The organism is Streptomyces sp. NPDC059256, from assembly GCF_042753785.1.
GTDB lineage: Bacteria > Actinomycetota > Actinomycetes > Streptomycetales > Streptomycetaceae > Streptomyces.
Map to the genome: position 1 here is coordinate 954710 of NZ_JBHYZO010000001.1, position 12067 is coordinate 966776.

Here is a 12067-nt window from a genome sequence, read left to right on the forward strand (position 1 = left end):
GAGGCGACGCGTTCAGGCGACCCCTTGTGGTGCAGCTCACGCCCACACGAACGCCGGAAACCGCGCAGCTCAGTACGGGTGCGTACGGCGGCGGCGCGCCCGGTGTCACACCGGGCGCCGGCTCACTGCACCTCGGTGCAGGTCTTGACCCCCGTCGCCGTCGCGGTCGCGCACGCCTTGGGTTCGGTGCCCGCCGCCACGGCCGTCATCGGCGTATAGGCGTCGTTGTCCGCATTCACCAGGCCCTCCTGCCGGCCCTTCCCACCCACGCTGATGTCCACGGTGTCGCCGGGGGCGGCTGCCGTGAGCCTGGCCCAGGCCGCCTTGCAGATCTCGCTGTAGCGGACCTCCACCTTGGCCTCGCCGATCTGCGCGGTCGCGGTGGTCTTGGCGAACTCACCGCCGCAGCCCATCGTCTCCGGGTCCTGACCGGTGCAGTCCTTGCCGCTGCACTTCACCCCTTCCGGCAGCACCGGGGTGCTGCTGGTGGCCGCCTGCGAGGGGGTCGCGGCCACGTTCTTCGTGTGGTCCTGCTCCCCGCCGAGGTCGGTGAGCAGCACGGCACCGGCGATCACCGCCAGCGCACCGACCACCCCACCGAGGAACATGCCGACCCTGCGCTTGCCGGGAGGCGTACCGTTGCCACCGGATTGGCGTCGGCCTGACGGCGGCACCGCCCGATGACCGGCCCGGCCGGGGGCCTGCCCCATGCTGGCCGCCTGTCCCGTGTACGGAGGAAACCCGGCGGGAGCCGCAGTGCCCGGGCGGGTCGCCGCCCCCCTGGGCCGCCCGCCGTCCATCGGGTCGCCCATCGACGGCGACCGCCCGACGGAGCCCGACTCCCCGAGCGCGGCCCGCGCCTGGGATATCCGTATCTGTTCCATCGTGCGGTCGTGACGCATCTCGGCCCGGCTCCAGGCGCGCTCCGCCAACTCCCACAGGGTGGTGAGGTGGATGGTGCTGGTGCCCGTCACCTCCGCCAGTGCGACGACAGCGCCCTTGGGCGCGAGTATTCGCCCATTGAGATAGCGCTCCCACGACGTTTTGCTGTAGCCCGTGCGGTCCGATACTGCCGCGATGCTCAACCCGCTGCGGTCCACGAGTCGCCGTAGATTCTCGGCGAACTCCCGGACCTCCGGGTCGAGCTCATCTGGCAGCGCTTTCCAACGAGGCATGGTCTAACCCCCCTTGTCCCCCCGAACGTAGGTGCAGTGCCCCGCGCCTATCCGCCCCCTGCGCCATTCCGAACGGTCCACCACGGCGGACCGTTCAAGAAGATGCGCAGGGCCAGGATGTCAGTTCCTGCCACCGGCGTGCACGGGAGCATTCGGAATGACGACCGCGCCCCACGTGCGCCCCCATACCGAATGCGCCATCAGTCTCCCACTCCCGGGACAGGGGGATCACACCATGGCGGAATGGTCACTTCCGTGCCACAGGCCACCTTCGTCCCTTGAAACCGAATTGGCGCGTCCATGACTCTGGGACGGCTGCGGCGCCTGTCCTTCCTCGGGGGAGAGGACAGGCGCCGTACGTCAGCGCGCCGAACGGCAGCCCACCGTCGGTCAGCGCACGGCGAATTCGACCAGATCCTTCAGGAACGGAAGTTCCAGCCAAGGGTTCGGCTGCGCCATCAGGGCGAGCAGGGTGATCGCTCCACCGAGCACGGCGTACGTGACCATGTCGGTGAAGCGCGAACGCACCGCGAGCATGCCGACCGAGGGCAGGGTGCGACGGAACACGGCACCTGTGATCAGCGCCACACCCACCAGGATCGCGCCGATGCGGAACGCCTCCGCGAACGGGTCAAGTCCGATGATCAGCAGGCCGGCCCCGGTGAGCGCGAGGACGGCGAGCAGCGGCCACTGACGGGCGGGAGCCGGAGCGTCACCGGGGGCCGCTCGGCCGCCACCTTCGGGGCGGGCCGTATCGGTGGTGAGGGTCGGCGGTCGGCGGGAGGTCTGCGCCGAGGGCGCCGAGGGCGCCGTGGCGTCGGCGTTCGACTCCGGCGAATCCGCCCTCGCCCGCCCGTTCGCCCGTTCCTTCCCCTGTCCCGCTGTCGGCTCCTGCGGGGGCTCCGTCGTCTCCGACCCGGAGTCCGCGTCCCTCCCTCGATCCTGTGCCCCGTCACCGGCAGGCGTCGTTGCGCCGTTGTCGGACGGTCGGCCACCGCCCGCGGCGTCCGGCGCCGACCCGTTGGGGCCGGTCGCCCCCTCCGGTCGGGCCGATGCGTCCTGCCCGGCAGGACGACCCCCTGCACCGACGGGCCTGCCAGCAGCCTGGTGCGGCGCCGGCCCCCCCGCCTCGGGGTCGTCATTCGTACGTACGCCCATCAGGGCAGCCTCTTCTCCTGGTCAACCCGCCACTGCGACCGAGCGTTCCGCCGCTTCGACCACGTTCACCAGCAGCTGGGCCCGGGTCATCGGGCCGACGCCACCGGGGTTCGGAGCGACCCAACCGGCGACCTCGGCGACCCCCGGATGGACATCACCGACGATCTTGCCGTTCTCGTCCCGGCTCACGCCGACATCCAGGACCGCCGCGCCGGGCTTCACGTCCTCGGGCTTCACCAGGTGCGGCACGCCGGCCGCCGCGACGATGATGTCGGCCTGCCGCAGATGCGACGCGAGATCGCGCGTGCCGGTGTGGCACTGCGTCACCGTCGCGTTCTCCGACTTCCGGGTGAGCACGAGCGGCATGGGACGCCCGATGGTGATGCCCCGGCCGACGACGACGACATGGGCGCCGTTGATCTCCACGCCATGGCGCCGCAGCAGCTGGACGATCCCGTACGGGGTGCAGGGCAGCGGCCCCGGTTCGCCGAGCACCAGCCGGCCCAGGCTCATCGGGTGGAGGCCGTCCGCGTCCTTCTCCGGGTCCATCAGCTCCAGCACCCGGTTGGCGTCAATGCCCTTGGGGAGCGGCAACTGCACGATGTAGCCGGTGCACTCGGGGTTCTCGTTGAGCTCCCGGACGACGTCCTCGATCTCCTCCTGGGTCGCGGTGGCCGGCAGCTCGCGCTGGATCGAGGCCATGCCGACCTGCGCACAGTCACGGTGCTTGCCGTTGACGTACCAACGGCTGCCCGGGTCGTCCCCCACGAGGAGGGTGCCGAGCCCCGGTGTCACCCCCTTCTCCTTGAGGGCCTCCACACGGACGGCAATTTCGGATTTGATCGCGGCTGCGGTGGCCTTGCCATCGAGAATCTGGGCAGTCATAGACCCATCCTCGCGGATGGACCCGTCCTGGTTCCAATCCCCTGCCTCCCCCTCGGGCCCGGGGGACGAATGCCATGGCCCCCGCCCGATTCCGAGGTTGCACTTGCACAACACATAGGCATACCGACTGGACAAAAAGTCCGTGGCAACACCACGATGACGTGGTAGATAACCGCGGAAGGTCGGGGGGACAACCGCTCGTTCGACCGTCCTCCGTCGGCCGTGCGTCCCCGCTTCCAACGGAGGAATCCCCCCATGAGCTTCGGCGACCCGAACAACCCCTACGGCCAGCAGCAGCAGGGCGGTCAGCCGGGCTACGGCTACCCCCAGCAGGGGCAGCCCCAGGCACAGCCCTCGTTCGGCTATCCCCAGGCGCCGCCGGTGCAGTCCTTCGGCGGTGGATACGGCGACGGGTACGGGTACGGTGGCCCGCCGACCGAGATGCCGGGCGGGGTGAAGGCGTCCCGCGTCATGCTGTACGTCATCGGCGGATTCCAGCTCATCGGTGCGCTGTTGTTGTTCTGGGCCGGCGTGGGCATCGAGGAACTCAAGGACGACCCGGAGTTCCGCAACGACCAGGCGTTCCAGGATCTGGCCCAGTACAGCGACAGCTTCCACGTCGTGGGTGTGCTCGCCCTGCTGTGGGGTGTGTTTGCGATGTTCCTGGCTGCGAAGCTCGCCAAGGGCGGCAACGGCATCCGGGTCACCACGCTCGTCTTCGCCGTCGTCACGGCGGTACTCGGGATCTACCCGTTCATCTTCGTCCTCGTCGGTCTGATCTACACGGTGCTCGCCGTGCTGATAGCCGTGTTCGTCGGCAAGTCCGACGGTGCGGCCTGGTTCAACCGTCCCCGGCACTGACCGTCCGCCGCAACCGGTGGTTCGGAGCCGCACGACCGACCCCCGTCGACCGCGCTGCGGCCCGAGGCCGTGACCGATCTCCCGATGGCGTCCCCATCCCTGGAGAAACGTCACGGCCTCTGTTCTTTCCGCTCTTTCCGCAGCACAGCCTCTGAGCGCTGCGGAACACGGCGGCGAGGTACGTCGAAGACGCTCTGCCCCGCCCCACCCCGGCCATCTGCCCCCTCGGCGGTCAGCCGTCACCGCAATACGCGACGGCCCACAGCTCCCAGGGGAACTGCGGGCCGTGGCCGCCCTGTCCGGGCGAGGTGTCAGTGGAAGAAGTGGCGCGTACCGGTGAAGTACATCGTCACGCCGGCCGCCTTGGCCGCCTCGATGACCGCGTCGTCACGGACCGATCCGCCCGGCTGGACCACGGCCTTGACGCCCGCAGCCGTCAGGATCTCCAGGCCGTCGGGGAACGGGAAGAACGCGTCCGACGCGGCGTAGGAGCCGCGTGCACGCTCTTCGCCGGCGCGCTCCACCGCGAGCTTCGCGGAGTCGACCCGGTTGACCTGCCCCATGCCGACGCCGACGGATCCGCCGTCCTTGGCGAGCAGGATGGCGTTGGACTTGACCGCCCGACAGGCCCGCCAGGCGAAGGACAACTCGGCCAGCTCGTCGGCGCTGAGGGCCTCGCCCGTCGCCAGCGTCCAGTTCGCGGAGTCGTCACCCGCCGCCTGGAGCCGGTCGGTGATCTGCACCAGCGTGCCGCCGTCGATGGGCTTGGCCTCGATGTGCGCGGCGGGGGCGTCGGGGCAGCGCAGGACCCGGATGTTCTTCTTGCGGGCGAGCACCTCGACCGCGCCGTCCTCGTAGGCGGGCGCGACGACGACCTCGGTGAAGATTCCCGCGATCTGCTCGGCGAGGGCGACGGAGACCGGCCGGTTGACCGCGATCACACCGCCGTACGCGGAGACCGGGTCGCAGGCGTGCGCCTTGCGGTGGGCCTCGGCGACGTCCTCGCCGATGGCGATGCCGCAGGGGTTCGCATGCTTGATGATCGCGACACAGGGCTCTTCGTGGTCGTACGCGGCACGGCGTGCGGCCTCGGTGTCCGTGTAGTTGTTGTACGACATCTCCTTGCCGTGCAACTGCTCGGCCTTGGCGAGGCCGCCCTGTTGCAGGTCACCGCCCACGTAGAGCGCGGCGGCCTGGTGCGGGTTCTCGCCGTAGCGCAGCACCGACGAGCGCTCGTAGGTGACGCCCACGAAGTCGGGGAAGCCGGACTCGTCGGCGGGCGCGTAGGAGGAGGCGAACCAGGAGGCGACGGCCACGTCGTAGGCCGCGGTGTGCTGGAACGCCTCGGCGGCCAGGCGCTTGCGGGCACCGAGGTCGAAGCCGCCGTCCTGCACCGCCGCGAGGACGTCGGCGTACCGGGCGGGGCTGGTGACCACGGCCACCGACGGGTGGTTCTTGGCCGCGGCGCGGACCATGGAGGGTCCGCCGATGTCGATCTGCTCCACGCACTCATCGGGGGCCGCGCCGGAGTCGACGGTCTCCCGGAAGGGGTAGAGGTTGACGATCACCAGGCCGAACGGCTCGACACCCAGTTCGGCGAGTTGGTCACGGTGGGAATCGAGCCGCAGATCGGCGAGGATGCCCGCGTGGACCCGGGGGTGGAGCGTCTTGACCCGCCCGTCCAGGCACTCGGGGAAGCCGGTCAGCTCCTCGACCTTGGTGACCGGCACCCCGGCCGCGGCGATCTTCGCAGCGGTGGAGCCGGTGGAGACGAGCTCCACACCGGCGCCGTGCAGACCGCGGGCGAGGTCCTCCAGGCCCGTCTTGTCGTACACGCTGATCAGCGCTCGCCGGATGGCCCGCTTCTCGGCCACGGCAGTCTCAGTAGCCTCAACAGTCACGGGATAACTACCTTTCGTCCCTCAATGCGATAGCCGTTGCGGGCCAGACGCCCCACGACCTCGACGAGCAGCGCTCGCTCGACTTCCTTGATGCGCTCATGGAGAGCGGCTTCGTCGTCCTCCTGCCGGACCTGCACCGCGCCCTGCGCGATGATCGGGCCGGTGTCGACACCGTCGTCGACGAAGTGGACGGTGCATCCGGTGACCCGGGCGCCGTACGCGAGGGCGTCGCGCACTCCGTGGGCCCCGGGAAAGCTGGGCAGCAGGGCGGGGTGGGTGTTGATGCACCGACCCTCGAAACGGGCGAGGAACTCCTTGCCCACGATCTTCATGAATCCCGCCGACACCACGAGGTCCGGTTCATGGGAGGCGATGGCGTCCGTCAGCGCCCGGTCCCACGCCTCACGGTCGTCGTGGTCCTTCACCTTGCACACGAACGTCGGCAGACCGGCCTGCCGGGCGCGCTCCAGGCCGACCGTGCCGTCCCGGTCCGCGCCCACCGCGACGACCCGCGCGCCGAAACCCTCGGGGTCGGCGGCGCACGCATCGAGCAGGGCCTGGAGATTGGTGCCCGAGCCGGAGACCAGGACCACCAGTCGGGCCGGTCGGTCGGCTGAAGGGACGAAGGACGGAGAGGCCACAGCGGGTCTCTTTCTGCGTGATCGACTTGGGGTTGTACGTGATCGACCGAGGGTGACGGCTCCCAGCGGATCGTCTCTGAGTGCGGTCGATCGTCTTTGTACGGTCGTACGAACGAGTCACGCTCCCGCATACGGGGAACCCTACGAAGAGGCCGACCGTCAGCAACGATACCGGCACGCGGGAAGGCCCCCACGGGACGGGGGCGGAGCAGGGAGGTAGCGTCAGGGGAACACACCCGTCTCACAACGGGTACGACGACACACGACCCCATGTGCACAGGGTCTGAGGGGAAGACGTTCACCAGATGCGGGACCGACGCCGCCGTACGGACCTCCTGTTGTCGCGGGAGCGCCAGTCCACCGACGACAACAACCCCTTCGCGCCGCCGCCGGAGGGGAAGCCGGACCAGCCGTGGCAGCCGCGGCAGCCCTCGAACGACCAATCATCCGGCTCCGGATCCACCGGCTCGTCCGGTTCGGAATCACCCGACAACGGTGCACCCGACTCATCGGGATCATCGGGCTCGTCCGACGAGCGCGGCAGATGGGGCAGCCAGTGGAGCAGCCGCCAGCCCGGCCGCTCATCGGGCGGCGGCTTCGGCGGTCGCCCGGGCGGCTCCGACGGGTCCAACGGCGGGCAGCAGGGCCCCGGTGGCACCCCTCCGGGGCTGCGCTGGGACCCCACCGACCCGGCCCAGCGCCGGGCCCGCTACTCACTGCTCTCGGGCATGTGGGCCTTCTTCTTCGTGCTGTTCGACTTCACGGAGATCGCCCTGCTGCTCGGCGCCCTGTCGCTGTACTGGGGCATCAGCTCCCTCAAGGCGAACAAGAAGCGCGACACCTCGGCCGTCCCGGGCGCGGCTGCCAACGGGGCATCGGCCCAAGCCGCCGGCAGGTCGCAGCGCACCGCCGCGGTGACCGGTGTGGTGATGGCGGGCATCGCCCTGCTCATCGTCGCCGGTGTCTTCGCCTCCCAGTTGGTCTTCAGGGACTTCTACACCTGTGAGCGGGACGCGCTGACCAAGAATGCCCAGATCGCCTGCAACCAGGAGCTGCCGAAGGACCTCCGCGGAGTGCTCGGCGTCCAGGAATAGCGTCTGGGAATAGCGTCCGGGAGCAGACCGGCCGGGGAGCAGGCGGGTACCACCGCCCGGGAGCGAACCGAACACCAGGCCGGGCGGGCGTCGACCACGGGGGACGCCCGCCGTTCGTCGGGGCCGTCAGCGAGTCGGGCGGCCCCTGGACGCATCCGCTCGGCGCCCGTCTTCATCGGCCGCTCGACCGATCGGCCGTGCGCTTTGACCGGATCGACGGGGCGGACCGTGCCGGGGCGGCCGGCCGTTACTCCCGCGGACCGGGAGGGGCGGTCCGGCCGGGATCATCGATCATCTGTCTGCCCGGGGGCCTGGGGCGCCTTCCGAGAGTCCGGCGCACTCTGATGGCCGGGCACGGCCGGCGCCTCCGGAGTGCCCTCCCGATTGCCCTCGCGCCATGGCGTCCCCTGGCCCGTAGGGGCATCGCTCGTATCAGGGTCGCCGAGGCTGCTGAGGTTGCCAGGGCTGTTGAGGTTGCCAGGGTCGCCGGGGCTGCTGAGGTTGCCGGGGCTGCTCGGCCAGGGGCTGGGAGGCGCGGACCAGGGCTTGCGCAGGTAGGGCTTGCGCAGGGAGACGGACGGCCGGGAGACGGCGTCCACGGACGTTCCGCTTCCTGCGCCGGGGACGGTCGGACCTTCCCCGGAGGGGTTCAGTTCCGTCATGGGCCCTGCTTCTTTCGGGTGGACGTCGGTGGGGTCGGGGTGCCCCGCGTCTGATGCGACGGACACGGCAGCCCCCTGCCCTGACGCCGGTCGCGGTGCCATCCACGCCGTACCGATCTCCGGCTGTCGTTTCACCCAGTCGATACGAGACGGTTCCGCGGACGGGGACTGTCCCGCAGCCTCAACCCGGTCACCGTCCGGGGTGCCGTCATCCGCACTCCCGGCACCGGGTTGAGCCGGCCGCAGCAAGGGTGGCGTGGGGAGCGGAGGTGGCGTGGTTGACGCGCCCTGCGCCGCAGGCGCCGACGCAGACGCAGACGCAGACGCGGCAGTGGGGTGGGCCGCATCGTCCCACTCGCGCCAGGGCTCCGTGGGCAGGAAGTCATAGCAATCGCCACCGTCGTCGATGCTCACCTCGTCGACCCGCGCTGACCGAGCCGCGGTCATCGACGGCTGGGGCCCGGACTCGTCTGCCGCCGATGACTGCGGCGCACGCTGTCCTCGTACGCGCCACATGCGCAGCAGGACGGATACGGGAACCGCGATCGCGGCCGACCAGAGCAGCGCGGCCCCGCCCGACTGCCACCACACGGGACCGAAGTGCGTCAGTCGCCCCGTCCCCAGCGCGCCGCCCGAGGCCGCGGCCATCGCCGCCGTCAACAGGCCACACCCCACGGCACCGCACAGCGCGGTCAGGGCGGTCTCTCGGTTGCTCCACACCAGCGCCCGCGGCCCGCCGCGCGGAGCTGCCGTCACCGTCACGAACCGGGCGATCACGAGTGCCGCGATCAGCGGAACCGCTGCGCAGGCCCAGTTCCATGGAGTTCCCGGCCCCTCCGCGGGTACGGCGGCGAGCAGCGGGAACGGCGGCAGCGCCGGGTCCGCGGACACGGCGATGGGCGTGGCGGTCGCTCCCGTACCGAGGGTGAACCCCGGTCCCAGACCGTAGGCCGCGGCCCACACCGCCGCATTGGGTACGAGCACGAGACCCAGCAGCAGCACCGCAAGCCGGCCCGACCACACCGATGCGAGGTGCAGGAAGGTGTCCTGGGTGGCATCCGCGTGCCACACCAGTGCGGCGGCGACGAGCAGCGCCCCGCCGCCGAACAGCGCCAGCACCCCGGCGACGGCCGCGCGCACTGCCACGATCACCCAGGTGCGGGCGAGCGTCAGCCGCCAGGTCCTCGGCAGCCAGGTCGGCAGGGAACCACCGGGGCGACCGCTCGCGGTCCACACGCCCGCCACGGCCGCCAGGACCGTCACGAGCGGCAGGTGCAGCACTGCGCTGCGGGTGTCCGCGATCAGTGGGCCGCGGGCCGCGTAGGCCGTTGCCGCCGCGCCGACGAGCAGATATCCGGCGCTCACCGCGCAGACCACCCCGCCTACCGAGGGCCTGGGGCGCCCGTTGGCGGGCAGCAGCCCATCACGGGCCGCACGGTGGATGAGCCAGACGGGCAGCGCCACGAGCAGCAGGGGCACCAAGCCCATCGGCGCGGGCGGCCCGGTGAGGGTGTCCGTCCGGACGAGTTCGGTGCCGTGGGCCAGCAGCCAGATGCCGGCGGCCACATGGAGCGCGCCCTGCGGTCCGCTGTCGGGGTACGGGGAACTGATCCACAGCACCATCACCAGTACGGCGATCGCGCCGAGCCCCAGCCCTGCGGTGATGGCTCCACGGGCGAAGCAGGCCACCAGGGCGGCCTTCCGTCGGCCCTGTACGAGAACGGGTGCCGGGGCGGGGAAAGTGCCGTGATCGGTCGTCTGGGTCACCGGCCCATGCTCCCAACGACACGCGCTCTATCCATGTAACAGGCGAATGGCCGTTGTGTCGCTCAAGATACGTTTATGTACTTTTACGCCGAGTGCAGCGCTTCGGGGAGCCCCACATGACCCAGAGCACCACCCACTCCGCTTCCGGGACTCCGCTGCCCTCCCCGAAGGAACGGCGCAGATTGCGCGAGGCGAAGTCGATGAGCGAGCAGGAGGTCGCCATCGCGCTCGGTGTGACGAAGGCGACCGTGCGGGCGTGGGAGACGGGCCGCAGTGATCCGCGCGGCCGGCGCCGCGAGGCGTACCTGAGGTTGCTGGCGCCGTCGGGGGAATCGGCCACGGCGGATGTCGACACCGGCAGCGCCCCGGCCGTGGCGGGTGGCGAGAGCGCGCAGGGACCGTCGGCTGCGGTTGCCGCGGTCGCTCTTGCGGGTGGGGCGACGGGAGCGTCGAGCCCGGACGGCGCAGCACTGGACACGGCGGACCCGGTTCCGACGAATCCGGTTGAAGCGGCCCAGCTGGCGCAGACGTCACGACCGTCACCAGCGCGTTCCGTCGCGAAGGAACCGCGATCCGTCGCGAAGGAACACGGTGAGGACCGCCACGAAGGGGCGTCGTACGGCGACGCTTCCGGTCCGAAACCGCCCCAGGCGCAGGCCGCCCAGGCGCCCAAGCCGGCCCGAGGAAAGCAGCAGCACGACACCACCCGGCCCGTTCCCGCGGTGAAGCGCGCCGCCAGGCCGGCGCCTCCGCATCCGGCCAGCCCCGCTCTGCCAGTCGTCCATCCCGCGTCTCCAGTCCCTCCCACGCCTCCTACGGAACCGCCTGTGCCTGCCGCCGCCCTCGATGTCTCCGCTGGTTCCGTTTCTGCCGAATCAGCCGAATCAGCCAAAGCTGCCGAGTCGGTCGAGCCGGTCGAAGCGACCGCACCAGCCGGGGAGTCGGCCGCCGGTGCCGCTCAGCCGGACGAAGACCAGGAGGGGGAGCCCCAGGAGTCCGCCTGGCCTCACTGGTCACCGCGCGACTCACTGCCCGACAGCACCTGCGGTCCGACCCCCGCGGAGGCGTTCGACGACCTCTACACACGGGCGGCACCCGACCTCGTACGTCAGGCGTTCCTGCTCACCGGTCGACGCACGCTCGCCCATGAGTCCGTGGAGCGGGCCTTCCACCTGGCGTGGCAGCACTGGCCGGAAGTCGCCACCGACCGGGACCCGATCGGTTGGGTGCGTGCCGCCGCCTACGAGTACGCGATGTCCCCTTGGCAGCGGCTGCGTCCTGGCTATCGGGATCCGGACACCCCACCGCTCGAACCCAAGTGGCGTGAACTCCTCGATGCACTGTTGGAGCTCCCACCCGCGTACCGCCGTACCCTCCTGCTCTACGACGGGCTACGCCTCGACCTGCCCGAGGCTGCGGCCGAGACGGAGGCGAGCACACCGGCCGCGGCGAATCGGGTACTGCATGCGCGGGAGGCCATCGCGGCGCGACTACCGCAGCTCGGTTCCGAGGAAGCGCTGCACGAGCAGTTGATCGCCCTGGCGGACGCCTGTCCTGCGCCGCAGCCGACACCGGCAGCCGTGGTCCGCAGGAACAGCGAACGCCATGTCTGGTTCTGGACGCGAACCGCCCTGACCGTCACCACGCTGCTCATCGGGATCACCGGGCTGACGGCGGCCACGGCGCCCACCCAGTACCAGCCGACGATCGCCCCGGGCCGGCAGGTACAGGGCATCCCCGCCCATGCGGGGCCCCAGCAGTTGTCGGAACGCAGCAAGGAGTTGCGGGAGAGGCTGCTCTCCGACCCGGCGCACGGGCCGGGTCGGCTCATGCCGCAGACCCGCTGAGCCCCGACGCCCGCGCCGCCTCGCCTCGCCTCGCCTCGCACCCTGCTCGCTGTGCGAGGCGGGGCGAGGCGGCCGT

The 12067-nt window shown here is 71.0% G+C and carries 9 protein-coding genes; 3 read left to right on the plus strand and 6 right to left on the minus strand.

What is annotated here, in order from left to right; translation table 11 throughout:
• Positions 1-122 precede the first annotated feature (122 nt).
• From ACFXJL_RS04145 to ACFXJL_RS04155, 3 genes are all read right to left on the minus strand, one after another.
• Positions 123-1175, minus strand: a complete 1053-nt coding sequence (locus ACFXJL_RS04145; RefSeq protein WP_384688966.1) for a helix-turn-helix domain-containing protein — start codon at positions 1173-1175, stop codon at positions 123-125.
• Between the two features lie 390 nt (positions 1176-1565).
• Positions 1566-2333: a DUF3017 domain-containing protein gene (locus ACFXJL_RS04150; protein WP_384631654.1), complete on the minus strand. Its 768-nt coding sequence runs from the start codon at positions 2331-2333 to the stop codon at positions 1566-1568.
• A gap of 21 nt (positions 2334-2354) precedes the next feature.
• Positions 2355-3218, minus strand: coding sequence for a bifunctional methylenetetrahydrofolate dehydrogenase/methenyltetrahydrofolate cyclohydrolase (locus ACFXJL_RS04155; RefSeq protein ID WP_329022376.1), 864 nt, complete (start codon positions 3216-3218; stop codon positions 2355-2357).
• Between the two features lie 255 nt (positions 3219-3473).
• Here ACFXJL_RS04155 and ACFXJL_RS04160 point away from each other — a divergent pair, with 255 nt between their 5' ends.
• Positions 3474-4079: a hypothetical protein gene (locus ACFXJL_RS04160; protein ID WP_358876401.1), complete on the plus strand. Its 606-nt coding sequence runs from the start codon at positions 3474-3476 to the stop codon at positions 4077-4079.
• A 311-nt stretch (positions 4080-4390) separates the two neighbouring features.
• Here ACFXJL_RS04160 and purH read toward each other — a convergent pair whose 3' ends face one another.
• Positions 4391-5980 carry a bifunctional phosphoribosylaminoimidazolecarboxamide formyltransferase/IMP cyclohydrolase gene (gene purH, locus ACFXJL_RS04165; RefSeq protein WP_384631657.1) on the minus strand — a complete coding sequence of 530 codons (1590 nt, stop codon included), beginning with the start codon at positions 5978-5980 and terminating at the stop codon, positions 4391-4393.
• Positions 5977-6621 carry a phosphoribosylglycinamide formyltransferase gene (gene purN / locus ACFXJL_RS04170; protein ID WP_358876403.1) on the minus strand — a complete coding sequence of 215 codons (645 nt, stop codon included), beginning with the start codon at positions 6619-6621 and terminating at the stop codon, positions 5977-5979. Before purN ends, purH begins: the two co-directional genes overlap by 4 nt.
• A gap of 305 nt (positions 6622-6926) precedes the next feature.
• On the opposite strand from purN, the gene ACFXJL_RS04175 reads away from it, so the two are divergent.
• Complete coding sequence (locus ACFXJL_RS04175) at positions 6927-7715, plus strand: hypothetical protein (RefSeq protein ID WP_358876404.1); 789 nt, start codon at positions 6927-6929, stop codon at positions 7713-7715.
• Positions 7716-7999: 284 nt separating this feature from the next.
• Here ACFXJL_RS04175 and ACFXJL_RS04180 read toward each other — a convergent pair whose 3' ends face one another.
• The gene (locus ACFXJL_RS04180) at positions 8000-10144 is read right to left on the minus strand and encodes a DUF6350 family protein (protein WP_384688972.1); all 2145 of its coding nucleotides are present in this window, start codon (positions 10142-10144) and stop codon (positions 8000-8002) included.
• A 116-nt stretch (positions 10145-10260) separates the two neighbouring features.
• Between ACFXJL_RS04180 and ACFXJL_RS04185 the strand changes: the two genes are divergently transcribed.
• Positions 10261-11991 carry a sigma factor-like helix-turn-helix DNA-binding protein gene (locus ACFXJL_RS04185; protein ID WP_384688975.1) on the plus strand — a complete coding sequence of 577 codons (1731 nt, stop codon included), beginning with the start codon at positions 10261-10263 and terminating at the stop codon, positions 11989-11991.
• The last annotated feature ends 76 nt before the right edge of the window (positions 11992-12067 follow it).

Bases quoted from the DNA above. Each gene is read 5' to 3' on its own strand.
- ACFXJL_RS04145 (WP_384688966.1), bottom strand. From the start codon at position 1,175: ATGCCTCGTTGGAAAGCGCTGCCAGATGAGCTCGACCCGGAGGTCCGG.
- ACFXJL_RS04150 (WP_384631654.1), bottom strand. From the start codon at position 2,333: ATGGGCGTACGTACGAATGACGACCCCGAGGCGGGGGGGCCGGCGCCG.
- ACFXJL_RS04155 (WP_329022376.1), bottom strand. From the start codon at position 3,218: ATGACTGCCCAGATTCTCGATGGCAAGGCCACCGCAGCCGCGATCAAA.
- ACFXJL_RS04160 (WP_358876401.1), top strand. From the start codon at position 3,474: ATGAGCTTCGGCGACCCGAACAACCCCTACGGCCAGCAGCAGCAGGGC.
- ACFXJL_RS04175 (WP_358876404.1), top strand. From the start codon at position 6,927: ATGCGGGACCGACGCCGCCGTACGGACCTCCTGTTGTCGCGGGAGCGC.
- ACFXJL_RS04185 (WP_384688975.1), top strand. From the start codon at position 10,261: ATGACCCAGAGCACCACCCACTCCGCTTCCGGGACTCCGCTGCCCTCC.